Source organism: Microcoleus sp. PH2017_35_SFW_U_B (genome assembly GCF_020737865.1).
Lineage (GTDB): Bacteria > Cyanobacteriota > Cyanobacteriia > Cyanobacteriales > Microcoleaceae > Microcoleus.
In genome coordinates this window covers 60,007-82,455 of sequence record NZ_JAEQDE010000025.1, presented here as the reverse complement: position 1 = coordinate 82,455, position 22,449 = coordinate 60,007, and the positions used below count along the sequence as shown (strand labels likewise).

At 46.5% G+C, this 22,449-nt stretch carries 12 protein-coding genes and 1 pseudogene; 8 read left to right on the top strand and 5 right to left on the bottom strand.

The features are described 5' to 3' along the window. The first annotated feature begins 420 nt into the window (after positions 1 to 420). From JGK36_RS05025 to JGK36_RS05010, 4 genes and pseudogenes are all read left to right on the top strand, one after another. Entirely contained in the window at positions 421 to 3,450 is a 3,030-nt protein-coding gene (locus JGK36_RS05025; RefSeq protein ID WP_293196979.1) for a COR domain-containing protein, read from the top strand. Positions 3,451 to 3,578: 128 nt separating this feature from the next. Then, positions 3,579 to 3,998: pseudogene (locus JGK36_RS05020) on the top strand (XisH family protein). Then, on the top strand, positions 3,986 to 4,321 hold the full coding sequence (locus tag JGK36_RS05015; RefSeq protein WP_293183425.1) for a XisI protein: 336 nt from the start codon (positions 3,986 to 3,988) through the stop codon (positions 4,319 to 4,321). Before JGK36_RS05020 ends, JGK36_RS05015 begins: the two are co-directional and overlap by 13 nt. 10 nt (positions 4,322 to 4,331) lie before the next feature. Next, positions 4,332 to 4,625 (top strand): hypothetical protein, encoded by a 294-nt coding sequence (locus JGK36_RS05010; protein ID WP_293196980.1) that lies wholly within the window; start codon positions 4,332 to 4,334, stop codon positions 4,623 to 4,625. A 541-nt stretch (positions 4,626 to 5,166) separates the two neighbouring features. Here JGK36_RS05010 and ileS read toward each other — a convergent pair. After that, positions 5,167 to 8,748 (bottom strand): isoleucine--tRNA ligase, encoded by a 3,582-nt coding sequence (ileS, locus tag JGK36_RS05005; RefSeq protein ID WP_293196981.1) that lies wholly within the window; start codon positions 8,746 to 8,748, stop codon positions 5,167 to 5,169. A 784-nt stretch (positions 8,749 to 9,532) separates the two neighbouring features. Further along, positions 9,533 to 11,218: a dihydroxy-acid dehydratase gene (ilvD, locus tag JGK36_RS05000; RefSeq protein ID WP_293183419.1), complete on the bottom strand. Its 1,686-nt coding sequence runs from the start codon at positions 11,216 to 11,218 to the stop codon at positions 9,533 to 9,535. Positions 11,219 to 11,450: 232 nt separating this feature from the next. Between ilvD and JGK36_RS04995 the strand changes: the two genes are divergently transcribed. Together JGK36_RS04995 and JGK36_RS04990 are read left to right on the top strand one after the other, a co-directional pair. Beyond that, on the top strand, positions 11,451 to 12,296 hold the full coding sequence (locus JGK36_RS04995) for a pentapeptide repeat-containing protein (protein WP_293196982.1): 846 nt from the start codon (positions 11,451 to 11,453) through the stop codon (positions 12,294 to 12,296). A gap of 116 nt (positions 12,297 to 12,412) precedes the next feature. Next, positions 12,413 to 13,294 carry a sulfite exporter TauE/SafE family protein gene (locus JGK36_RS04990; RefSeq protein WP_293183415.1) on the top strand — a complete coding sequence of 294 codons (882 nt, stop codon included), beginning with the start codon at positions 12,413 to 12,415 and terminating at the stop codon, positions 13,292 to 13,294. A 235-nt stretch (positions 13,295 to 13,529) separates the two neighbouring features. Here the strand turns inward: JGK36_RS04990 and JGK36_RS04985 are convergent, their stop codons facing one another. Next, on the bottom strand, positions 13,530 to 14,327 hold the full coding sequence (locus JGK36_RS04985) for a hypothetical protein (RefSeq protein ID WP_293196983.1): 798 nt from the start codon (positions 14,325 to 14,327) through the stop codon (positions 13,530 to 13,532). 628 nt (positions 14,328 to 14,955) lie between these two features. Between JGK36_RS04985 and JGK36_RS04980 the strand changes: the two genes are divergently transcribed. Continuing rightward, positions 14,956 to 15,282, top strand: a complete 327-nt coding sequence (locus tag JGK36_RS04980; protein ID WP_293196984.1) for a hypothetical protein — start codon at positions 14,956 to 14,958, stop codon at positions 15,280 to 15,282. Between the two features lie 59 nt (positions 15,283 to 15,341). Continuing rightward, positions 15,342 to 15,881: a GIY-YIG nuclease family protein gene (locus JGK36_RS04975; protein ID WP_293183410.1), complete on the top strand. Its 540-nt coding sequence runs from the start codon at positions 15,342 to 15,344 to the stop codon at positions 15,879 to 15,881. Positions 15,882 to 16,214: 333 nt separating this feature from the next. Here JGK36_RS04975 and JGK36_RS04970 read toward each other — a convergent pair whose 3' ends face one another. Continuing rightward, positions 16,215 to 17,546: a response regulator gene (locus JGK36_RS04970; protein ID WP_293183408.1), complete on the bottom strand. Its 1,332-nt coding sequence runs from the start codon at positions 17,544 to 17,546 to the stop codon at positions 16,215 to 16,217. Between the two features lie 105 nt (positions 17,547 to 17,651). Further along, positions 17,652 to 22,283 (bottom strand): ATP-binding protein, encoded by a 4,632-nt coding sequence (locus JGK36_RS04965; RefSeq protein WP_293196985.1) that lies wholly within the window; start codon positions 22,281 to 22,283, stop codon positions 17,652 to 17,654. Positions 22,284 to 22,449: the final 166 nt, after the last annotated feature.

Genomic DNA, 22,449 nt, shown 5'->3' with positions numbered 1-22,449 from the left:
AAAAAACCCGGTTTCTTAGATTGTCGCGGGGGCCAGAAACCGGGTTTTTGCGAGAATTATTGGTGACAGCCCTAGATATGGGAAAAAACCCGGTTTCTTAGATTGTCGCGGGTGCAGAAACCGGGTTTTTGCGAGAATTATTGGTGACAGCCCTAGATATGGGAAAAAACCCGGTTTCTTAGATTGTCGCGGGTGGCCAGAAACCGGGTTTTTACGAAAATTGTTGGTGACAGCGCAGAAACTCAAAAAAACCCGGTTTCTTAGATTGGCGCGGGTGGCCAGAAACCGGGTTTTTACGAAAATATTGGGTGATAGCGCAGAAACTCAAAAAAACCCGGTTTCTTAGATTGTTGCGGATGGCCAATTCCCCACCAACCCAAAAATCCTGTCACAATCAAATGAAGACTACCGACAAAAAATATGACGCGAGAAGAATTGTTGCAGTTAATCGACAAAGCGGCTGATGAGGGCCAGACAGAATTGGATTTGGCGGGGTTGGGGTTGGAGGAATTGCCGCCGGAGATTGGCAAGTGCACGCAGCTTGAGACGTTGGTGTTGGGGAAGGTGGAAGACTGGGAATGGGTTGATGGCAAACATACTCCGAAACTAATCACCAATCAATTAAGCACACTGCCGGAGGAATTGCGATCGCTGATAAATTTGCGATCGATTAACCTCAGCAGCAATCCATTCGGAAAAATGCCAGAATTGCTGCTGGAAATGAAGCAATTAGAGAGTTTGAATTTAACCAGCATTGATTTAACAGAAATTCCAGAGGCGATCGGTAAATTGCCCAATTTGACAAAGCTTGACCTCGGTAGCAATCAGATTACCTTCATCCCAGAAGCGATCGCTCAATTATCCCATCTAACACAGCTTTACCTCAATAACAATCAGATTACCTTCATCCCAGAAGCGATCGCCCAACTGTCGAATCTGACACGGCTTAACCTCAGTGACAATCAGATTACCTCCATCCCAGAGGCGATCGGGCAACTGTCCAATCTGCAATTGCTTTACCTATATGACAATCAGATTACCGTCATCCCAGAGGCGATATTCCAACTGTCCAATCTGACAGAATTTGTCCTCGGTAACAATCAGATTAGCCAAATCCCAGAAGCGATATCCCAACTGTTTAATCTGACATTTATTTACTTCAGTAACAATCAGATTAGGCAAATCCCAGAAGCACTCGGCCAACTGTCGAATCTGACACGGCTTGACCTCAGTCACAATCAGATAACCATAATCCCTGAAGCGATCTCTCAATTATCCAATCTGACACGGCTTGACCTAAGTCACAATCAGATTGAAAAGATTCCCGAATGCTTAGAAATACTCTCAAAACTTGAAAAACTCGACCTCCGTGGCAATCCTCTGCCCATTTCTCCAGAAGTTCTAGGGCCAGTCAACCTGGATGAAAACCCCGGTACTCCCGCCGCCATCTTCAACTACCTGCGCCAACTCCGCAGCGGCGAAGTCCTCCCCCTCAACGAAGCCAAAGTCCTCCTCGTCGGCCAAGGAAGCGTCGGCAAAACCTCCCTGATCAACCGCCTCACCCACAACCAATACAACCCCAACCAGCCCCAAACCGACGGACTCAACATCACAAACTTGCAAATTACAGTCAACACCAAACCGGTCAAACTCAATGTCTGGGACTTCGGCGGACAAGAAATCTACCACGCCACCCACCAATTTTTCCTCACCAAACGCAGCCTCTACCTCCTCGTCTCCAACTGCCGCACCAGCGAAGACGAAAACCGCCTCGAATACTGGCTGAAACTGATCGAAAGCTTCGGCGACGCATCCCCCGTCATCCTCGTCGGCAACAAATCCGACGAACAACCCCTGGATCTCAACCGCAAAGCCTTGCGCGACAAATATCCCAACATCAAAGCCATTATCGAAACTTCCTGCCAAAGCGGCACCGGCATCGACGAACTCCGCAGCGCCATCCACACCGAAATCTCCCAACTCAAGGAAGTCTACGATCTTTTGCCGCTAAGCTGGTTCCAAGTCAAGCAGCGCCTGGAAAACCTCGACAAAGACTTCATCAGCATCAGCGAATACGCCACCATCTGCGCCACAGAAAACATCCTCGCAGAAACCGACCAAACTCAACTCATCGGATTGCTGCACAACCTGGGCATTGTCCTCAACTTCCGCGAACACCCCATCCTGCAATCCACCAACATCCTCAATCCCCACTGGGTGACAGAAGGCATCTATGCCCTCCTCAGCGACGACGCACTCAAAGTCAAAACCAAAGGCATTCTCACCCACGCCGACCTCAGCCGCATCCTCGACTCAACTAAATATCCCAGCCACCGTTACAACTGTCTCACCGAGTTGATGGGCGAATTTCAACTCTGCTTCCCCATCAGCCATTGCAACGCGCTGACTTTCCTCATCCCCGGCATTTTGCCCAAAGAAGAACCGAAAAACACCGAACTCGAAGGCGAAACCCTGGAATTTCAATATCACTACCGCATCCTCCCCGACAGCATCCTCTCCCGTTTCATCGTCCTGATGCACGAGAAAATCCACAACAGAACCCGCTGGCGCACGGGGGTAATGCTGGAGTACACGGAAGGCGCTGAAGTGTACAATATCGCCCGAATTAAATCTGACCCGGAAGATGAGAAAATCTCGATCGCCGTTAGCGGGCGGGAATCGACGCGGCGTTCTTTTCTGAGTATGATTCGGGATACGTTTAGCAAAATCCACAATTCTTTTGCCAATCTGGAAATCAGTCAATGGGTGCCGGTTCCCGGTTATCCAGATGCCGATCCGCTGGATTACGAGGAGTTGCTAGGATTGGAGGAGATGGGCGAGACTAAGGTTCGGGTGGGGAAACTTAAACTTAAACTGGATTTGCGGCCTTTGTTGGATGGCTATGAGTCGATCGAACTTCGGCGCAGAAGGCAAAGGGGCGATGACAAATACGGCAGAGAATATGACGACCTTATAGATATCGCTAAACTAGCTGTTAGTAGACCTATTATTAATAAAGCCGAAGCAAAAATGACTCAAAATTCTTCTGAAATCAACCACTTTCAAGGTGCTTTTCAAGGTGCTAACTTCTCCGGCAATATCGGCGGTTCGTCAAACAGTGCCGAAGTTGGCGGCAATCAATCAGTGCAAAATAATAACGCCAATACAGCCGAACTTTTGAAACTGATTTCATCGATGCGTGAAACCGCCGCTCAGTTTCCCGAAGACATCCGCGATGGGATAATTATCGATATTGAAGATGTCGAAGCGGAAATCAAGAAACCGGAAAGCCAATGGAATAAAGCCAGGTTAAAGAAGAGCTTGACTGCGATGATTGCGGCCGGTACTGCGATCGCAATTCCGATCGCAGGGATGACTGATTTTGCTAGTAGTGCGATCGATTTAGGCCAAAAAGTGGGTATCGAAATCAAGCTACCGCCAGCACGCTAAATTACAGCATATTCCATGTATATGTGGTATACACAATTTTCGAGTAAGTAAGGTGCGTCGCTCTGAGATTGTTGTATTTAGCGGTTAAGAGGTATGATAGTAATAAGTAAGTTATTTATCAATTGATTATGTCTGCCAGAGATGTTTTTCATGAAGTTGTCAAAACAGCTTTGCAAAAAGAAGGCTGGCATATTACCCACGATCCGTTTCCGATTAGTGTGGGCGGTGTCAATATGTCGATCGATCTGGGAGCAGAAAGGCTGATTGCAGCAGAAAGGCAAGGCGAAAAAATTGCCGTTGAAGTTAAAAGCTTTTTGACAAAATCGTCGGCAATCTCCGAATTCCACAGAGCTTTGGGGCAGTTCATTAATTACCGAGCTGCACTGAAAGAAAAAGAACCCGATCGCATTTTGTACTTGGCTGTGCCATTAATAACTTACGAATAATTCTTTCAACTAGATTTTCCGAAAGCAAGAGTGGAGGAAAATCAGCTAAAAATGATAGTTTATGATACAGCAATTGAGGTAATTGTTAAATGGAAAAACTAATCAAATATCGGCAAATTGTACAGCAAATGTTAATGGAGTACGGCAACCGCAAACCTGCCCACGGAGATATTGAAGTCGAGACAATTCTTGATACAGAACGAGATCATTACCAAATCTTCTATGTGGGCTGGGACAAACAGACTAGAGTGCATCACTGTAGCATTCACATTGATATCAAGGGCGGGAAAATTTGGCTGCAATGGAATGCGACTGAAGATGATATTGCTGAAGATTTAGTCATAGCCGGAGTTCCCAAGGAGGACATTGTGTGGGGATTTCAGCCGCCGTTTATGCGAAAGTTTACTGGTTATGCAGTAGAATAGATCGCGAATCATGAAATATGTTTGCTACTTGTTGCTATTAATCTGTTTTTTCTGCGCCGCCCTTCCGGCTGAGGCTTCTGTATGCCGCAACTATCAAGGGCGCGAGATTTGCATTGTCGATATCAAGCGCAGTGCGAAAAACTACTGGGAATACAGGGTAATTCTGAGTGTTGATGGAGTCAAGCAGCCTCTGGAAGTCTACAATTGCCGCAGCCACAGTACAGTTAAGCAAGATGGCACTGTTTTGGCGTTTGGACAAAACAATCCTGGTGAATTTGTCTGCCGTTTTTTTAATAAGAAATAGAAAAGTTCTTCAATTAACTCTTGTTTTTGTAATCAGATGTCTTATATTATAATGAGTGTCTGTCTGTTTTGCTCTTCTTTTTTCTTTTATCTGTTTTATGTGCGGTACTGGAAATGGCGGGACTGTATCGAGGCGGCTAATTCTAGCTGTATCACGCCAGATGGCGATAGTCTGATTGGCGGTGGTGCTTTTTGGATAGTTCCAGCAGTTGTATTTTTCGTGCCTTTTGCTGTAATTCTCTGTTTGAATTTATGGAGGAAATGTAGAGTTACAGAAGGCGATGACGATAATCATAAATGAATCTTTAAGACTCAATATTGTTAGGGTTTTTCGCATTTAAATTGTGGATTTGGGACGGGCTAGAAGCCCATCCCACAAGAGGTTTTTGATTTTTTATACACAATTTGAATTGTATATTTGGGACGGGCTAGAAGCCCATCCCACAAGAGTTGGAGAAGCCCATCCCACAAGAGTTGGAGACGGCGGTTGAAACCGCGTCTGCACAAACGAAACCCGAGCTCAGAGGGGTTGGAGGCGAGGGTTAGAATTTGCCGTCAACTGCTGAGACGCAACGTTCGCAAATTACCGGATGTTCGATCGACTCTCCGACATGAGTAGAGTAGTTCCAGCATCGATCGCACTTTTGGCCGTCTGCTTTAACTACACCAATCGCCAACTCTGGAGACTGGTAACTGTACGGCAATTCCTGCATCACTGCATTCGATTCTATCAGTTCCACTTCCGAAGTAATGAACAAGTAGCGCAGTTCGTCTACACCGTTGCTACCACTTGCAGAATGGTGGTGTACAGCTATTTCCGCAGGAATTTCTGCTTTGGGCGCGATCGCACTTAATTCTGCTGTCGGGATTTCGGGTGTTTCTGCAAACACTTGTTCGACTGGGGCTGTTTGTGCGATCGCCTGTACTGGTACAAGGGCTGTCTCTACTGGAAGTGAAAGCACAATCTCCTGTGTTTCTACCAGTACCAGCGCCGTTGACTTTCCAAGCACATCTGCTGTCAGCGAATCAATTGTTTGTGCCATTTCTTGGCGGCTTTCTGCAAACAGCAAGTGACGGAAAGCAAACCAGATTGTAAACAAGATACCGATGACTTCAAACAAGTCACCCAGCAGCGGAATCTGATTCATTGTATCCAAAACCGCCAGGGTTACTCTCCCAGTTATCGCCACAGAAGCTAACAGCCCAAGTGTTACCAGCAATGTTTGGTATTCTGTGAAAAAGTTGCCGGCATAGTTAGGCAAATCCGCCACAAACTGGGCGCTTTTATCTAACATTTCCTGCAAATCTAAAGCAGATGCTTCTGGGGCAGAATATTCTACAATCTCAGAAGCTGCATCGCCCTTGGCGACAGTTTCTTCCTCAACATGAACTGTCTTTTCTGTCAAGACTTTGGCAACACTTGCTGCTTGTGATTCTTGTTTGTCTTGTACTGCTTTGGCTTTCTCGTCTTCTGCTAGTTGGATGGCTGCATTTTGCGATCGCACATAATCCATCAATCCTTCGCTGCTGGGATTCAAAGCTTGCAATTGCGCTCTTTTTGCGACATCGGGAACGTACAATAAAACCTTAGCTTCCAAAGAAGAACCGATCGCCTTTTCAGTCCTCGCCTGTTCCAAAACCTTGTTAACTTCGCCGCGTACTTGCCGTAAATACTGCCAGCGAGTCGCCAATTCTGGATTGTGCCATTTAGCATCTAGTTGCACCCAACCAGCCTCAAATACTGACTTGTACGGTGTTTGATAAGGAATGTACTGCCAAATATCCTCAGCCATGTGACACAACACAGGTGCGATCGCCCGTGCTAAATTTTCGACTGCGATCGCAATTACCGTCTGACAACTGCGGCGGCGGCGCGCATCTGTCGAACTGATGTAAAGTCGATCTTTGGCAACATCCAAGTAGAAATTAGACAAATCCACGGTACAGAAATTCTGAACTGTTTGGAAGAATCGGGAAAATTGGAAACTTTCAAAAGCTTCTTGAACTTCCGCAAAAACTTCGCCCATTCTGTGCAACATATAGCGATCGAGTTCCGGCAAATCCTCGAAAGCAACGGCATCTTTTGCCGGATCGAAGTCGTGTAAATTCCCCAGCAAAAACTTCGCTGTATTCCGAATCTTGCGGTAAACATCCGATTGCTGTTTGAGAATGTTTTTGCCTAAAGGCACGTCGGCGGAGTAGTCTACCGAAGACACCCACAATCGCAAAACATCGGCGCCATATTCCTTGATTACTAACGCCGGATCGACGACATTGCCTTCAGATTTGCTCATCTTCCGGCCTTTTTCATCTAGGACAAAACCGTGAGTCAAAACTGTTTTGTAGGGAGCGACGCCGTTAGTTGCTACACTGGTAAGTAAGCTCGATTGAAACCAGCCGCGGTGTTGGTCTGAACCTTCCAAATAGATATCAGCAGGATAGTTTAATTCCGATCGCCCTTTCGCCACAGCCGCCCAGGAAGAACCCGAGTCAAACCACACATCCATCGTGTCTGTGCCCTTGCGGTAAGTGCGGCCGTCATTGCGGTATGATTCCGGTAGCAATTCGGCGATCGACATTTCCCACCAAGCATCGGAACCGATCTCGGCAAAAATAGCTTGCACGTGCGAGATCGTCTCTTCATTTAACAGAGGTTCGTTGGTTTCTTCGTCGTAAAACACCGGAATCGGCACGCCCCAAGTCCGCTGGCGAGAAATACACCAATCCGATCGATCGCTAACCATAGCCGTGATCCGATTTTCCCCTTGGGCGGGAATCCAATTCACACCGGAAATTGCCTTTAACGCTTCATCGCGGAACCCTTCAACGGATGCAAACCACTGTTCAGTCGCCCGAAAAATCGTCGGTTTTTTAGTCCGCCAATCGTAAGGATAGGAGTGAGGATAAGCTTCCTCTTTAATCAAACAATTTACTTCCGCAAGGGCATCAATGACTGCGGCATTGCCGTTTCCGAGGACATTTAAACCTGCAAACTGTCCAGCTTCGGCGGTGAAATTTCCGTTCTCATCGACGGGCGTTAAAACTGGCAAACCGCAGCGTTTTCCGACGATAAAGTCTTCTTGTCCGTGGCCGGGTGCAGTGTGCACCAATCCGGTTCCTGAGTCAGCGGTAATGTAGTCGCCACCGGCAACGATCGGGCTTTCGCGATCGAACAACGGGTGTTTGTAGGTGGAACCTTCTAAATCTTTACCTGGGAAGGTAGCCAGGATTTTTAATTCAGTATTCAAAGTTGCCGACAGTCGATCGACCGCATCGACAGCAACTAACATAAATTGTTGTGCAATGTGGGAATTTGCCGGCGGTTCCACCACTGCATACATCAGTTCGGGATTAACTGCGATCGCCAAGTTAGCCGGAATCGTCCAGGGGGTAGTCGTCCAAATCGCCGCCCAGAGGCTCGGCATATAGCGCTTGAGCTTCGTTTGCAGGGATTTTGACAATTTTCTCACGTGAAAGCCGACGTAGATGCTGCGCGAGACGTGGCCTTCGGGATATTCTAATTCAGCTTCAGCGAGGGCTGTTTTCGAGCTCGGACTCCAGTGCACGGGTTTGAAGCCGCGGAAGATGTAGCCTTTGAGCACCATTTGACCGAAAACGCCGATTTGAGCCGCTTCGTATTCGGGTTTCAGGGTTAAATACGGGTGTTCCCAGTCGCCCCAAACGCCGTAGCGCTGAAAGGATGTGCGCTGCTGCGCCATTGTTTCCTGGGCGAAGGCGGAGGCTTTGCGGCGGAGATCGATCGGAGTAAGATTTAGCCGATCGTCCGACTTCATGTTTTGCAATACCTTAAGTTCGATCGGCAATCCGTGACAATCCCAACCGGGTACATAGCGGACTTTTTTACCGCGCAGCATTTGGTAGCGGTTGATAAAATCCTTGAGAATTTTGTTGAGGGCGTGGCCGATGTGGAGTTGTCCGTTAGCGTAGGGCGGGCCGTCGTGGAGGACGAACAAATCCCCTGGGTTATTGTGCGAAAGGCGATCGTATATTTCTTGATCTGCCCAAAATTGTTGCAATTCTGGTTCACGTTTGACGGCGTTGGCGCGCATATCAAACTTGGTTTTGGGCAAATTTACGGTGTCTTTGTAGGATTTTGCTTCCATTGTTCAGAAACGTTTTTTGTACTTAGTTGTTAGTAGTTAGCGGTTAACTGAGAGTTGATATCAAGTCCGATTAAATAATCATAATTAAGTTTGTAGTGAGGACTTCAGTCCTGTTTCGTCCTTGAAGGGCACACAACCAGATATTCTAGTATAAGCGATCGACCGCACATTCGCTCAAACCAAATCCGTAACATACCCTCTCCTCTCTAACTCTGCGCCCTCTGCGGCCTCTGTGGTTAAAAAATCATTCATAAATCCAGGTTACGCTACGGAGTCAGCCAACTGAACATTTGACCAACAGTCAGATTCAGGGCTTCAGCAAAAGCCGGGACAGGGATGCGATCGCGCCCCGTTGTTCAAACAGTGTTATGGTGCGATCGGCGATCGACCGCACATTCGCTCAAACCAAATCCGTAACATACCCTCTCCTCTCTAACTCTGCGCCCTCTGCGGCCTCTGTGGTAAAAAAAATCATTCATAAATCCAGATTACGCTACGGGGTCAGCCAACCGAGCATTTGACCAACAGTCCAGTCCCATAGGATTCTCGCGACTTAAAAACCAATACGCTTGGGTGAGAATTGCCATAGCGAGGAACGAAGCAATCGCAGTATCTATTCTTGACAGTTTTATCTCGATTATTTTAGCAATTTGTCAGGTATGTTAGCTAGCGGAGCGATCGTTTTTTTAACCGCAGATATCAGCGGATGAACACAGATGAACGCAGATGGAATTTCATCTGCGTTTATCTGCGTTTATCTGCGGTTAAAATTAGGTTTTCTTCTTCAACCCAAACCCAAATCAGTTACAGCGCCGACACTGCTAGAAGAAACCAACTTAGCGTATTTAGCCAAAACACCCTTAGTATACCGGGGTTTAGGAGCTTGCCAAAGAGCGCGCCGCCGCTCTAATTCTGCATCATCAACATTGAGCTGTAACAAGCGATTCTTAGCATCAATCGTAATTGAATCGCCCTCATTTACCAGAGCAATTGTGCCGCCAACTTGCGCCTCGGGTGCAACGTGACCGACAACCATGCCGTAGGTTCCGCCGGAAAAGCGACCGTCAGTAATTAACCCCACAGAATCGCCTAAACCTGCACCAATAATTGCCGAAGTTGGTGCTAGCATTTCGCGCATTCCCGGCCCGCCTTTGGGCCCTTCGTACCTGATGACAATGACATCTCCGGCTTGAATTTTGCCAGCCAAGATTGCAGCTAAACAATTTTCTTCCGATTCAAATACCCGCGCTGGGCCGGTGATTTGCGGTTTTTTAACACCTGTAATTTTAGCAACCGATCCTTCTGTTGCCAGATTTCCCCGGAGAATTGCTAAATGTCCTTGGGCGTACATCGGATTGTCAAGAGGGCGGATGACATCTTGATCGGCGCGGGGTTCGCTGGGAATATCTGCTAGGGATTCGGCAATTGTTTTACCTGTAATTGTCAGCGCATCTCCATGCAGCAAACCGCGTTCCAAAAGCATTTTCATTACTAGAGGAATGCCGCCGGCTTTGTGCAAATCGGTTGCTACGTATTTGCCGCTTGGTTTGAGATCGCACAATACGGGTACTTTGGCTCTAATTGTTTCAAAATCGTCGAGGCACAACTCAACGCCGATCGCATTTGAAATGGCCAATAAATGCAGCACCGCATTCGTTGAACCGCCGATCGCCATAATTACCGCGATCGCATTTTCAAAGGCCGCTCGTGTTAAAATTTGGCTGGGTAACAACTGTTTGCGAATTGCTTCGACCAAAACTCTTGCAGATTCCGCAGCGCTGTCGGCTTTTTCAGCATCCTCAGCAGCCATTGTCGAAGAATAGGGCAAACTCATCCCCATAGCTTCAAAAGCGCTGGACATCGTATTTGCCGTGTACATTCCGCCGCAAGCACCAGCGCCGGGACAAGCTTTTTGTTCCACTGCGTTGAGCTCTGTTTCGTCAATTTTGCCGGCGCTGAATTGACCGACTGCTTCAAAAACGCTGACGACAGTTAAATCGCGTCCGTTGTGGTGTCCCGGTTTGATCGTGCCACCGTAGACAAAAATAGCAGGAATGTTCATGCGGGCGATCGCAATCATCGCCCCCGGCATATTCTTATCGCAACCGCCCACAGCCAGCAACCCATCCATACTCTGGCCATTGCAAACCGTTTCAATCGAATCTGCAATCACATCTCTCGACACCAGAGAATATTTCATCCCTTCGGTTCCCATCGAGATTCCGTCGCTGATAGTAATCGTACCGAACATCTGTGGCATGGCGCCGGCTTCTTTTGCACCCGCCTGGGCCCGCAAGGCGAGGTCGTTCAATCCCATATTGCAGGGCGTAATCGTGCTGTAGCCGTTGGCAATGCCCACAATGGGCTTAGTGAAATCGCCGTCGCCAAAACCCACGGCGCGCAGCATGGCGCGGTTGGGCGAACGCTGCACGCCCCCAGTCACCGCTTGGCTTCTTAAATTCTCAGGCATTCTCAAACTTCCTTTGTCTGTTGTTTCAGTTGTCTGTTTTTCTGATATCTTGACTCTATTTTTAATTCTCTCAGAATCGCTGACCTTTAGGAGACCGTCTAGAATAGATTCGCACAGCAGTGCCAAAATTCTACAGATACTGAAGCGTACAGGGTGAATACCGTGGTTATCTGGGATGATGTGTAAAACCGATCACTCTAACGTTTGAAACAAAAATTGCGAGGCGAATGACATGGAGGCCGATCGAATTCTGAGGCAATATGCGGCCGGAGAAAGAATTTTTCGAGAGATTAACCTCGCGGGAGCCGACTTAAAAGGGGCAAACCTCAGCGAGGCTAATTTTACCCGAGCGAATTTCCAAAACGCAAACCTCAAAGGCGCTAACCTGACGGGAGCGAACTTGCGCGAGGTGAAATTGGGTGGGGTGGACATGACGGAAGCCAACCTCACCGAAGCCAATCTCATCGGTACCGATTTGACCCGCGCCAATCTCAGCGGGGCTAACCTGGTGGGAGCAAACCTCCGCGGCTCAATGGCGAGAGAAGTCAACATGACTAAGGCAAATTTGACGGAAGCAAATTTGACAGAAGCCAACTTTACCGAAGCGAATTTGTTTGCGGCTAACTTAACCGAAGCTAGTATGATTCGCACTAATTTGATGAAGGCCAATTTGAGTTGGTCAACTCTCAAAGCTGTAAACCTGACAAATGCTATCCTTAGCGATTCGCTTTTAGAAAGAGCCAATCTGACTCAGGCAATTCTCAGTGGGGCGATGCTGAGCAGGGCCAACCTGACTGGTGCAGACTTGCGTCAAGTCACGATGGTTGGAGCTAATCTCAGCGAAGCTAATCTGAGCAATGCTAATTTGAGAGTTGCCAATATGAGTTGGTCAACTCTGCGCGGTGCTAACTTGAGCGGTGCTAATTTGTACCGGGCGAAGCTGTGTTGGTCTAATTTGAGCGGGGCTGTTTTGGTGGAAGCGGTTTTGATTGATGCTAATCTCAATCGAACTAACTTCCGCGATGCAGATTTGAGGCGGGCAATTATGCCTGACGGGGCTACTAATGACTCTCAATAATCTTGAGTTGTGAGTATTGATTAATGTTATTGGTTATTGGTTATTGGTTATTAGCAGCCCCAAGCGAGTAACAAACAACAAATAACAAATAACAAATAACTAATGACTATTAACTAATGACTGTTAGCGAATTATTGATTCTGGGTGCTGCCGGACTGTTTGCCGGTATTCTAGCTGGTTTTTTGGGTATCGGCGGCGGTACGGTGCTCGTGCCGTTGTTGGTGGCTCTCAAGTATGCTCCGGTGCAAGCGGTTGCTACTAGCGGTTTGTCGATCGTAATTACGGCTCTTTCTGGCAGCATCCAGAATTGGCGCATGGGCTATCTCAACTTGAGTCAAGTCGCAGGCATCGGATTTCCCGCCGTCATCACAGCACAAATTGGTGCTTATTTGGCGGGGATATTTCCTCCTTATTTGCTGTTAGTTACTTTTGGGTTGTTGCTGTGGCTGAATATTTATTTGATTGAAGTTCGCAAGCGCCTGACTGCTAAGAAAGTGGAAGAAGAAGGGGAAGGGGAAGACACGAAAGAATCTGGCTCAATTCCCAATTCCCAATTACCCATTACCAATTCCCAATTACCCATTACCAATCACCAATTACCCAACAATTCAAGTATTCTATTTAATCCAACTTTTGCTAAAATTGCGACTGGCAGTGCTGCCGGTTTATTGGCAGGTTTGTTCGGTGTAGGCGGTGGTGTGATTATGGTTCCCTTGCAAATTTTGCTGTTAGGGGAAAGCATTAAAAAGGCAATTCAAACGAGTTTGGGCGTCATCGTGATTACGGCAATTTCGGCGACGGCGGGACACGCGGCGCGCGGGAATGTTTTGTGGGTTGTGGGGTTGATTCTTGGGTGTGGCGGTTTGTTGGGCGCGCAAATCAGCACCAGGTTTTTGCCGAGATTGTCCGATCGCACTATTAGTTTAGCCTTTCGATCGCTCTTAGCAATTTTATCAATCTATATTTTCTGGCAAGCTTGGCAAAAATTTCGTTATTAGTTATTAGTTATTTGTTATTAGTTATTTGCAAGGGTTAGATAGTCTCCGCTATCAGACTATAAAATTAGTTCGTAGTGAGGACTTTAGTCCTCATAAATCAAGGACTAAAGTCCTCACTAAAAACATTTTTTCTTATCGGTAATTGAGCGGATCTGAGATTACTTGCGATCGGTTATTGGCAGCAAAGCCACAAGACAAGGCAAATAACAAACAACCAATAACCAATAACCAATGACTACTGACTAAGTTTCTTGACGGCGCGAGTCAAGCGCAGCAGATAAGGCTTGACAATTTCTTGATTTTGTCGCTGCAACTCGGAAACTTGCTCCTGCAAGTGCTGAATTTCGGTTTGCAGCGTCGCTGTATCTATTGTCGGTCGATCGAGCAAATCCTGCAATTGCTTCAGAGAACCTTGGATTCGATCCAAGTCTACTTCGTTCGATCGCTCCTGCAACTCTGCTGTAATAGTTCTAACCTCAGTTAACTTCTCGTCTAGCAACAAAAATCGGACGTTGACATTTTCCCAATCATGCTCTCTGAGGGCGCTATTTTCCAGAATGCGGAGTTTTTCCTGCAAATCCGACAGGATGCTGTAGAGTTCTTGAGAATCGGCAGGAAGTGCCTGCGCTTGGCGTTCGAGTGCGGCTACCGCAGCTTGTATGTCGGCGATGGCGCCCGATTCCAAAATACCGAGTTTTTGTTTTAAGTCGGAGACGGTAGAATCAAGTTTGGTAAGTTCTCCAGGTAGTTTCTGAACTTGCTGCGATCGAGCTTCTGCGGAGGCCTGTACCTCTGCGATGGCAGAATTTGCCTTTTGTTGAATTTTTTGCTCAAAACGCTGGCGATTGGCGAGATTCAGCGAGAGTGCTGCGGTTAGCGGGGCGGCAGCGTAGAGAATTTGCCCCGACAATCCCGCAGCAATGGTACCAATCGCTGAACCGGCAATAGAGGCGTATTCTGCCAATTCTAGCCAATCCTGCTGGTTTGGGGAAATTCTCATCGTGGGGAATGATGCGTCTTCGATCTTCTGCATAGCCTTTTAGTCGTAGTCTGATAGATTGCGATACCGACATGATAAGAGCGATCGGCAAATAAATCAGGGCTATTTTTGACACTCCCCACGGCGGTCGCCGGGGGATTCTCCAAGCCGAACTTGGAAGGGATAGGCAAATATCCCCCTAGACCCTTCAAATCAACTACCAATACTAGAGGTGTTGCAGTTGGGCTTACTTTTAGTTTTTCTTTTGCTTTGGGAGTCCATCACAAGCCAGATAGGTACGCTCCTCAACCTGCCATTATTTGCCCTTTCTAAGTATTCCGGTTCTAGCCGGATATCTGAGTTGCCGGGATTTCTCCGTACTAGGATGATTCAACGCGCAGACGGTTATTCATACTCACCCAATTACATTACCATGCTTAGTCCCCAAATACAATATTTACTGGCGGTTAAAACCGCAGACCGACTAATCCCCACGTCTCAAGCCGGGGGCTTGCGTCTAGTTTTCTGGTCAAAATTTCGGGATTATCATATTTCTATCGGCAGCTCTGCTGAATAATTTTTGCTTTCAACACGGCCAGTCTCAGGTAAAATTCAGGATATGTCGATCGCCTAAAACTTAACCGACAACCGTTAACCGCCGTCTGTCAGGAGTATACAGAAAATGGGTCTCAAGATTATTGAAAGCTACGATAGCAGTTTTGTCCTGGAACCGGATGCTAAAGCCGCACTCTTCCATTCACTAACAGGTGAAAGCTTTCTCCAACAAGTAGCGATGCAATTGCAGTGCTCGCGGATTGAGTTTGCCGAGTTACTTTTTCAGCCAGTCCCTTACAGCAGCGAGACGCCCAAGGGAATGCCTGCGGAATTTGAAAAGTATCACGAATCGATCGATTTTGCGATCGTCAACGTCCCGCCTAATTTCATGTTTCAAGCCAAAATATTTAAACCCAGCCGCCTCTGTGCCGTTTATCGCATTTTCCAAAGTTAGCTAAAGGCTAGTTAATCTGTGGTTTAATCTAAAATCTAAAATCTAAAATCTAAAATCGGATGACAGAAGACATTCAGCCTCTCGCCAGCTTACAATTCATACCATACATTGACTCAGAAGGGAAATTGCCTGAATTTGTCCAGGGTAAAATCGGCGTCTATGCGATTTTCGACAACGATAAAATGCTGCAATTTGTCGGCTATTCTCGGGATACTTACCTCAGCCTCAAACAGCATTTAGTACGCCAACCCGAACATTGCTACTGGCTAAAAGTCCAAACTATCGACAAGCCCAGCCGCACTATTCTAGAAAGCATCCGAGCGAGTTGGATTGCCGAAAACGGTTCCCAGCCCCAGGGCAATGGTACCGATGCTACCAAGTGGAACGATCCCATCGATACCAAAACTGTCATGACTTCGCAAGAAGTAGCAAATTATGAAGGTATAGTCGCCGATGAACTTGCCAAAGATAAATTGTTGAAAAATGTAGCGCGCCGCGTAGAAAATGAAATTTTAGCGCTGCTCAAATCTCGCGGTGTAACTGAAGAAATCCGGTTTAATCCCAAGCTAAAAACTAGCGGCTTGCTGGATTTGAAGTAAATATGCTCTCAGGTTAATTCTCCACAATAAACCCTGTTTGTAGTGAGGAATTCAGTCCTCTCTTTAAGGACTAAAGTCCTCACTACGAACCTTTTTGTAGTGAGGAATTAACTTTTTTATCTAAGGACTAAAGTCCTCACTACGAACCTTTTTGTAATGAGGAATTAACTTTTTTATCTAAGGACTAAAGCCCTGACTGCGAACTTATAACATTTTAAGATTTATAGCAACCGCCACATCGGGTGCGGACACAAATAACCTAATGAATAGAGCCGATATCCGTCAAGCAGAAATGATTTGATTCCCGTACTGTCAACTGTCAACTGTCAACTGTCAACTGTCAACTGCTATAACAGATATCGGAATCTGCAAAATGAACTCTGTCCCCCCGCCGGGAGCAGAAATACAACTGATTTTACCTCCATGTTTTTCTACTATAATATCGTGACTGATTGCCAAGCCCAATCCAGTACCCCGGCCGACAGGCTTGGTAGTAAAAAATGGGTCAAATATCCGGTGGCGCACTGCCTCGCAAATCCCGCAACCGTTATCGGCAATTAAAATCATAACGGACTGAAACTTTTGAGTTGCCAAGTTTGAATTTGGATTGTACAACGCAGGTTCTGAATCTGAACTTACTGAAGTGCTGATGGTAATTTTTCGGGGATAAGGTTGAGATTCCAGGGCATCAATAGCATTGATTAGCAGATTCATAAATACCTGATTTAATAGACTGGCATAACAGGTGATTTTTGGCAGTTTACTGTAGTGTTTTCTCACTTCAATCTCACCGATATTGTTGGCTCCTTTGAGGCGGTGTTGCAAAATAACTAAAGTATTGTCAATGCCTTCATGAATATCCACTGGCTTGCACTTTTCTTGGCCCAGGCGGGAGAAGTTGCGAAAAGACAGCACAATCTCGCTAATTCGAGAAGTACCTTCTTTCATCGAACTTAGCAGTTTTGGATAATCATCTGCAATGAATTCGGGTTGAATTTTTTCCAATTCGCCGACAATTTCTGCCACGGGATGCGGGTAGTAATGTCGGTATAATTTTATGAGGCGAACCAAGTCTTGTGCATAGTCAGCAGCCATAGTAATATTGCCGGAGATAAAGTTGACTGGATTGTTGATTTCGTGAGCAATCCCTGCGGCTAGTTGCCCTAAAGAAGCCATTTTTTCCTTCTGTATTAACTGAGATTGAGTCTTCTTGAGTTCAGTTAAAGTTTCTTCGAGTTGCTGCGCGTAGGATTGTGTTTGCTGCAACAACTGGCGCTGCAAGAGTTGATTTGAGACGCGCGCCAAAACTTCTTGTTCTTGAAAAGGTTTTGTGATATAATCTACACCGCCAACTTCAAAGGCTTTGACTTTATCTAACACTTCATTTAAAGCGCTGATAAAAATGACGGGAATGTCTTTGGTGGTGGCAGAAGCTTTTAAAATTTCGCAGACTTTGTAGCCGTCCATACTGGGCATCATGATGTCCAGCAAAATCAAGTCAGGAGGTGTTGATTCGATCGACCTTAGGGCTAGTTGACCGTCGGGTGCAGTGCGTGTTTTGTAGCCATGCCTCGATAGTATTTTAGCTAGAAGGTGCAAATTATTCGGAACATCATCAACAATTAAAATATTCCCTTTTAAGACGGGAGTTGCTTCGTAATTCATATCTAGTCTGGTAAAATAACCTTTGTAGGTTTGTAGTGAGGACTTTAGTCCTCAAAGTTTGATGAGGACTAAAGTCCTCACTACGAACCCGATCTAATATCATTTTTATTTGGTTGAGGGACGGATGAGAGCTAGTATTTGATTGAACTGAAACTCGTTAGCTAAGGCGGCGAGAGCGCTAGCTAATGGGTCATTTCGATCGCGAATTTGCTCTATTTGACTGAGAATCAGCTCTAAATCGCACTCAATAGTGGCTTTTTCTAAAGCTGTCAGCCAATCCGTTGGTAAAGCTGCAACGTTTTCTGGAGTCGGAGCCTCGATTTGAGTTGGCTCCGGCACACTCTCCGGTTCATCGTAAATGTAACGCACTCCGAGATGTTTGTGGAGGGTGGCAAAGATGTCTGTCTCTCGAAAGGGTTTGTGGATAAAGTCATCCCAATTATTTGATACAGTAACGGTTCGGGCTTCCTCGGCGTTGGCGGCACTCACGGCAATAATGACGGTAGTTTTACCTTTAACGGTGGCTTTAATGCGTTGCGTGGCTTCACCTCCATCCATTACGGGCATCCACATATCCATAAAAATTAAGTCCGGCTCAAAACTCGTCCACACTTCAATGGCTTCTACACCATTACAGGCTTCTTTGAGCTCAAAGTCAAAGGTTGCAAGGATTTTGAGCAGTAGTTGGCGGTTGTCCTCGCGATCGTCCACAATCAATATACGATAGCGCGGTTGGTTGGATTCTAGGGCGATCGCCCGACGCGACGGCTGTACCAGTTCAATCGCCGCCGCCTCAACTGCGCTGACGGGGATATCAAAGGCGAAGGTGGTCCCGTGTCCTACTTTACTGCGTACAGTAATGATGTCGCCCATCAGCTTGACAAAGTGTTGGCTGATGGCCAGCCCCAAACCGGTTCCCTGCTGAGATGTTTTTCCTGTTTTGGTTTGGACAAAGGCTTGAAAAAGCTGGTCTAACTCATCGGGAGTCATGCCGCAGCCTGTATCTTCTATTTCAAAATGTAATTTGTAATTGATTGGTAATTGCTGATTTTCCTGTTCAATTACCGAACTTACTCTTACTGCAATGCCTCCTTCCTTCGTAAACTTAATAGCGTTAGAAAGCAGATTAATTAAAACTTGGCGCAACTTAACTTGATCGGCGTGCAAATATTCTGGAATATTCCTAGAGTAGCTAAATATTAACTCCAATTGTTGCTCGCGCGCCTGAAGTTGGAACATCTCTTCCACCTCGTTTAGCAGTCTGCTTAATTGAAAGTCTGTTGGGTTGAGTGTAATGCGTCCTGCCTCTATTTTGGCTAAATCTAATATTTGATTGATCAGAGTTAGCAAGTGTTCTCCGCTGCGGTTGATGATGCCGATATTTTCCTGTTGTTCGCGGTTGAGGTTGGCGGATCGCTGCATCAATTGGGAGAATCCCAGAATTGAGTTAAGAGGGGTGCGTAATTCGTGGCTCATGTTGGCCAAAAAAGTGCTTTTCGCGAGGTTGGCTGCTTCTGCTGCTAAGGCGGCTTGTTGGAGCTGTACGGCTTGCTGTTGAGTGGCTTCGAGTAATTGAGCTTGTTGTAAAGCGACTTCGAGTTGAGTGCTAATTTGCAGCGCGATATTGATTTCTGCTGCGCGCCAAGTGCGGGGCCCAGAATTTTGATAGCTGGCGAGCAAACCCCAAAGTTGACTGCCGCAGAATATGGGGCAAATAATGTAGGCTCTGGCTTGAAATTGCTCTAACACTTCCACGTAACAAGGAGTAAATCCAGCAGTGTATATGTCTTCAACCATGCGGTAACAAACACCTATATCGTAGATACCGCCTTGATTTTTTTGTAGGTAGGTATCTCGTACTCCTTCACCGCAGGCTTGTAAGTTTGTCGCCGCACAGCGAAAGTCGGTGGCGAGATTGTTTGGTAAATTAAGTTCGTCCAATTGTTGTATCACAGATATCCAGCCCTCCCCCATTGACTCGGCAACAAATTCGCCACTCCAATCTGGATTAAAACGATAGATAGCGACTCGATCGCATTTGAGTGTTTCTCGCAATTCTGAGGTTGTGGTTTGGAATATGGTATCAATATCTAAGGACTGACGGATGCGATCGATCGATCGCCCGATTGCTTGTTCCCGCTGGGCGCTTTCTCGCAAAGCTGCCTCGGCTTGTTTGTAAGCGGTAATATCCAAGACAGTGCCAAACCAACGGAGCAACTGCCCTTTTTTATCAAAAACGGGTTTCCCTCTGACTTCCATGTAAGTGAGCGAGCCATCTCTGCGGATCAGGCGCAGAGCGAGTTCAAAGCTTTTTTTACTGATCGATCGCTCCTGAAGCATTGTTAGATAGGGCGATCGATCTTCGGGATGAAAACGATCGACTAATTCTGGGGTTGCTACGGGTTTTTGAGTCGGTTCGATCTCGAACATACGATAGAGTTCTTCACTCCAAGTGCTTGTTGCTTGGCCTATATCGTATTCCCAACTGCCAATCCTGGCAATTTTTTGGGCTTCCAGCAGTCGGGCTTCAGCCAACTGGCGATCGCTAATGTCCCTGGCTACCCAAACCACAGAGCGATCGGACAATGGCGAAATTTTAGCAGCAAACCAAACTTCTTGGTTGTTAATCTGCATCCTGTAATCAAAATTTATAGTTTGCTGGGTTTCTAATGCCTCTTGAACTTGAGTGAAATAAATGTCTTGGGAACTCTCACTAAAAATTTGTTCGAGGATAGAGTCGAGCTGCTCTGTCTGAGTGTAGTCTTGAAAAATTCCCCTAGTTGGTATAACTTGAATTGTTTTTTCTGGCAATTCTAAAATTAGTATAATATCTGCAATTGACTCAAATATTTTTAGAATTCTTTGAGTAGAACTGTCAAGTTTTTGTTCTATCAATTTGCGTTCGGCAACTTCCTCATGTAATAGTTCGTTAGCACGAGCTAGGTCAGCAGTACGTTCTGCAACTTTGGTGGCTAAAGTGCTATTGTAGTCAGTTAATAGTTTTTCAGATTGTTTGCGCCCTGAGATGTCACTAAAAGCATTGATGGCATAAATAATCTTGCCGCCTGCATCGAAAACTGGTGTGGCGCGCACCTCAAGCTTAATAATTTCCCCATCTCGATGAATTTCTAAATCCTCAACAAGTACCGTTTCACCCCGCAGCGCTCGGAAGGCAGGAATTTTTTCAGTTGGACAAAGCTGGTTTTGGTGGTAGATTTGATAAACTTCTGCCATTTTTTCTAAAGTCGCATCGGGAATATTTTGTACGCCGCTCAAACGCTTGGCAGTTTCGTTTAAGTAGACGACTTTACCCGAGGCATCGTGGATAGATATCCCGGCTGGTATGGCTTCTAAAAATTGCTTGAGTTGGCTCTCGCTTTGCGCTAAAGCTTCTGTTAAAGATTTTTGTTCGGAAAAAGCCTGTTGCAGTTGCTCTGCCATCAGATTGAAGGAATTGGTGAGGTCTCCGAGTTCATCGAAGCGTCTAATTTCTAAAGGTTGATGCCATTCTCCTTTTCCTAGATTTTTGGCGGCGGTATTCAAGCGCAGAATTGGCTTTATTACCCAACGGGCAGTCAACAATCCGATCGCGATCGCCAACACCAGCGTACCGACGCACAACCCCAATGTATTGCGGGTATTCGCTTCAATGCGAGCCATGAAATCCGACTCTGGTACCACCACCACAATCAACCAATCCAAGCCATAGGCATCTCCATAAGGAGCGACGCTGACAAACTGCCGAGATCCATTACTCGTCATGGTAAATTGCTGAGCTCTATCCAGCGAACTTAAGTTGGTAAAGCGGTTGGTGAGTTGCCGAGCAATGTCTCGGGTGCGGGTATCCTGGCTGTTGGTGGCTAGCAATCGCGTGGGTGGCTGTTTTTCTTGCTTGACAAAGGGTGTTTCTAGGGTGGATGTAGCAACCAGATTGCCCGATCGCTCCATAATAAAAGTCTGTCCCGATTTAGAGAAGTAGAGGCGATCGAGAAAACTGCTAATTGCCGACAGCGCATAATTTGAAGTAAAAACCCCCCGCCATTCGCCAGCATCCTTGATGGGAGACACCGCAAAAATTCCTAACGTCGGCATAGCGTTGAAAACAACAATTGGCGACCAAGTTTGTTTGTTGGAGGCTTTGGCCTGGCGAAACCAAACTGTTTCGCGGTTATCCATAGGGATGCTATAGAGCAGTTTTAGGGGATTGCCTTTGGAGTCAACCGAGTAGTATTGCATTTTACCCAAGTCGGTACTTTTCATACTGCAAAAAAAACGCGTACCGATTGAGAATTTCTCCCCTGTCTCTTTTGTGACTTGTTGCACAAATTCCTCGCTCATCAGGCGCCCGTACCCAATTTGTTCTCCTCGCTCATTGACAAAAAAGCTCGATTGCAGAGCGGGGTTGAAGATTATTTGCTGCCAAAGTTGCTGTCGCAGTTGCTGAGTGTTGTTGAGGTTCAGCATTTCTTGTTCTACTGCTAGACGGTTGGCTGCTACGGCATTCTGGGGGGCGTTGAGGTAGTTGCTGAGCCGATCGCCAATTCGCTCTCCTACTTGTTCCATTAACTGCTGTGCTAGATCCTCGACGGATTCCCGGCTGCTTTTGAAAGAAAGATAACCCACTAGCCCGACAGCGCTGACTGTTAGCAACACAAAGGGAACAATCAGAACTGTTCGCAGGCGAGGTTTGCTGAAAATTTCGGCGGCTGCTGGGTGGTTGAGGGGATAAATCGGCATGGCGCGATCGAGGAGTTGGGCTGGCGATCGAATTTTAACTTTTGCAGTCTTCTGCGAGGTTAATTTCTAGGTATGTAGTTGCGCTTAAGCGCTCTTGATTTAGGTATGTAGTTGCGCTTAAGCGCTCTTGATTTAGGTATGTAGTTGCGCTTAAGCGCTCTTGATT

Bases quoted from the DNA above. Each gene is read 5' to 3' on its own strand.
- JGK36_RS05025 (WP_293196979.1), top strand. From the start codon at position 421: ATGACGCGAGAAGAATTGTTGCAGTTAATCGACAAAGCGGCTGATGAG.
- JGK36_RS05015 (WP_293183425.1), top strand. From the start codon at position 3,986: ATGGAAAAACTAATCAAATATCGGCAAATTGTACAGCAAATGTTAATG.
- JGK36_RS05010 (WP_293196980.1), top strand. From the start codon at position 4,332: ATGAAATATGTTTGCTACTTGTTGCTATTAATCTGTTTTTTCTGCGCC.
- ileS (WP_293196981.1), bottom strand. From the start codon at position 8,748: ATGGAAGCAAAATCCTACAAAGACACCGTAAATTTGCCCAAAACCAAG.
- ilvD (WP_293183419.1), bottom strand. From the start codon at position 11,218: ATGCCTGAGAATTTAAGAAGCCAAGCGGTGACTGGGGGCGTGCAGCGT.
- JGK36_RS04995 (WP_293196982.1), top strand. From the start codon at position 11,451: ATGGAGGCCGATCGAATTCTGAGGCAATATGCGGCCGGAGAAAGAATT.
- JGK36_RS04990 (WP_293183415.1), top strand. From the start codon at position 12,413: ATGACTGTTAGCGAATTATTGATTCTGGGTGCTGCCGGACTGTTTGCC.
- JGK36_RS04985 (WP_293196983.1), bottom strand. From the start codon at position 14,327: ATGCAGAAGATCGAAGACGCATCATTCCCCACGATGAGAATTTCCCCA.
- JGK36_RS04980 (WP_293196984.1), top strand. From the start codon at position 14,956: ATGGGTCTCAAGATTATTGAAAGCTACGATAGCAGTTTTGTCCTGGAA.
- JGK36_RS04975 (WP_293183410.1), top strand. From the start codon at position 15,342: ATGACAGAAGACATTCAGCCTCTCGCCAGCTTACAATTCATACCATAC.
- JGK36_RS04970 (WP_293183408.1), bottom strand. From the start codon at position 17,546: ATGAATTACGAAGCAACTCCCGTCTTAAAAGGGAATATTTTAATTGTT.
- JGK36_RS04965 (WP_293196985.1), bottom strand. From the start codon at position 22,283: ATGCCGATTTATCCCCTCAACCACCCAGCAGCCGCCGAAATTTTCAGC.